Below are 2358 nucleotides of genomic sequence, written 5' to 3'. Positions count from 1 at the left end.
CCCGTTTTTGTGGGGGGCGCCGCCCCGAGGGTGTGTCCCTAAACCCGGGGGGGGGGGGGGGCCCCCCCGGGGGGGGGGGGCCGGCCCCCGCCGGGGGCCCCCCCCCCCGTCCGTCGTCGTGGCGGGTTCACTCCGTCGGGGCCCAGTATTCGGTCAGGGTGGCCGATCCGGGTTCGAGGGACTTCCAGGGGCCGTCGAAGGCGAGGACCGCGAACGCGGCGGTGTGGAAGCCGTGGGCGTTCATCCGCGCGCGGGTGTCGCCGTCCGCCCGGCCCGCCAGGACCTCGGCGAGGCCGTGCATGCCCGGGTTGTGGCCGATCAGGATCGCGTTCTGGGCGTCGTCCGGGGTCTCGTTGAGCACGGCGATCAGTTCGCCGGGCGAGGCCTCGTAGATCCGCTCCTCGTAGACCGTTTTCGGCCGGTGCGGGAGCTCGTGGACGGCGTGCTTCCATGTCTCGCGGGTCCGGATCGCGGTGGAGCAGAGGGCCAGGTCCAGGGGGATGCCGCTGTCGGCCAGCCTGCGTCCGGCGACGGCGGCGTCCATGCGGCCCCGGTCGGAGAGCGGCCGCTCATGGTCGGACATCTGCGGCCAGTCGGCTTTCGCATGCCGGAAGAGGACGATCCTGCGGGATTCTGCGACGCTCATGCGTCCCAGCTTCGCACGAAACATGCCATGGGGCGCAGGGAGTTGATGCGGTCCCCCGGGGAGGGTGACGCCCTGCTCCGTCAGGGGGAATGACCTGCCCCGCGAGGGGGGCCGGGGCGGGCCGGAACTCCCTGGTGTGCGGCGGGCGGGCCCGGGGTCCGCGGCTCACGGGGCGCTGTGCAGAACCGCTTGCTGGACGCGCTCGAACAGGTGCGTGATCGCCGGGTCGCCGGTCGTGGCGTGGGCGTCCGCCGGGTTGAGGATCATGAGCAGCAGGGTGATGAAGGCGAGCGTGGGCAGGGCGAGGGCCCACCAGGGCAGCCGGATGTCCACGCGGCCCGTGGTCGCCGGGTGGGGCCGGGTGTGCGTAGGGGCCGACATGCCGCCTCCGTGGGTCTTCGAGTGGTCCCTGGGCCGCGGTTCGCGGTCACGATTCGAAGCTACGGAATCCGTCGCCCTCGGCCCATCCGGTGATCCACCCACTTGACCCTGACACTCACCCCCTAGGGGATGGGGGGTTATCCCCACCTCCGGGCACGGGGGCCGGCCGGTGGCGCCAACAGCGCGGGCCGGAGGGGCGTGCGGGGCGTCACGGCACCGGTGCGACGGCGGTCAGCGCGACGCCGCCGGGGCCGGGGCCCCGCCGGTCACGGGGAGGCGACGGTCACAGGGAAGCGACGGTCACGGGGAGGCGACGGACGCGATGATGCCGATGATCACCGTGATGGCCAGCATCGCGCCGAGCACGAGCAGGAGCTTCTTCTGGCCGTTCTGGGGGTTCGGGTCGAGCACAGGCATACGGCCAGTCTCGCACCCTTCGTCCCGCGAGCCGCCGCCGGGGGCCCGCTTCAGGGCTCCGTCGTCGGGTTCGGCCGTCCTGGCGCCCAAGCCCGCTGTCTGGGCTCCGCCACCAGGCTCCGCCGCACCGCCGCCGGGGCCCGCTTCCGGGAGCCGGGGTCAGCCGGCGGCCTCGTCCTCCACGGTGCGGTCGCGGCCGGCCAGGATGCCGACGCCGATCTGCGGGATCATCAGCCCGGCCATCAGCGCGAGCGGCAGGCCCCAGCCGCCGCTGTGCTGGTAGAGCACGCCCACCAGCAGCGGGCCCGGGATCGAGATCAGGTACCCGGCGCTCTGGGCGAACGCCGACAGTTCGGCGACACCTGCGCCGGTGCGGGCGCGCATGCCGACCATGGTCAGTGCCAGCGGGAAGGCGCAGTTGGAGATGCCGAGCAGCAGGGCCCAGGCCCAGGCGCCCGCCGCCGGGGCCAGGTAGAGGCCCGCGTATCCGGCGAGGCCGCAGAGGCCGAGGACGACCACGATGGGGCCCTGCCGGGGCAGGCGGGTGGCGAGGCGCGGGATGACGAAGGCCAGCGGCACGCCCATCACCATCGTGACGGCGAGGAGCAGTCCCGCGGTGCCGGCGGAGACGCCCGCGTCGCGGAAGATCTGGGCCATCCAGCCCATCGTGATGTAGGCGGCGGTGGCCTGGAGGCCGAAGAAGACGGCCAGGGCCCAGGCGGTACGGCTGCGGGTGATGCGCAGTCCCCCGGGCTCCTGGCGGGTGACGACGGCGGCAGCGGCCCCCGGGCCACCGGCGCGGGCCTCGGAGGCGGAGGGGGTGGCCGCGGCGGGCGCGTGGTCACCGGTTCGGGCCGCGGGGGCGGCGGCGGTCGCGGCAGCGGGTGGGCCGTCATCGGTCCGCGCCGCGGTGG

The 2358-nt window shown here is 74.8% G+C and carries 3 protein-coding genes and 1 pseudogene; all 4 read right to left on the bottom strand.

Annotated elements, in window-relative coordinates; genetic code table 11:
- Positions 1–127: 127 nt before the first annotated feature.
- Positions 128–646 carry a histidine phosphatase family protein gene (locus ACF07B_RS06455; protein WP_362408813.1) on the bottom strand — a complete coding sequence of 173 codons (519 nt, stop codon included), beginning with the start codon at positions 644–646 and terminating at the stop codon, positions 128–130.
- A gap of 165 nt (positions 647–811) precedes the next feature.
- Complete coding sequence (locus ACF07B_RS06450) at positions 812–1027, bottom strand: hypothetical protein (protein ID WP_392177915.1); 216 nt, start codon at positions 1025–1027, stop codon at positions 812–814.
- A gap of 300 nt (positions 1028–1327) precedes the next feature.
- A complete protein-coding gene (locus ACF07B_RS06445; protein WP_326788600.1) occupies positions 1328–1444 on the bottom strand; it encodes an SGM_5486 family transporter-associated protein in 117 nt (38 codons plus the stop codon).
- 159 nt (positions 1445–1603) lie between these two features.
- Positions 1604–2358 (bottom strand): annotated as a pseudogene (locus tag ACF07B_RS06440) (MFS transporter); the annotation flags it as partial.

Origin of the sequence: Streptomyces sp. NPDC015532 (genome assembly GCF_043078065.1) — a bacterium.
Lineage (GTDB): Bacteria > Actinomycetota > Actinomycetes > Streptomycetales > Streptomycetaceae > Streptomyces.
Note: the sequence above shows the minus strand (reverse complement) of the source record. Positions and strands in the feature narration are given on the sequence as shown.

Excerpts from the sequence above, each read along its gene's own strand:
- ACF07B_RS06455 (WP_362408813.1), bottom strand. The coding sequence starts at position 646 with ATGAGCGTCGCAGAATCCCGCAGGATCGTCCTCTTCCGGCATGCGAAA.
- ACF07B_RS06450 (WP_392177915.1), bottom strand. The coding sequence starts at position 1,027 with ATGTCGGCCCCTACGCACACCCGGCCCCACCCGGCGACCACGGGCCGC.
- ACF07B_RS06445 (WP_326788600.1), bottom strand. The coding sequence starts at position 1,444 with ATGCCTGTGCTCGACCCGAACCCCCAGAACGGCCAGAAGAAGCTCCTG.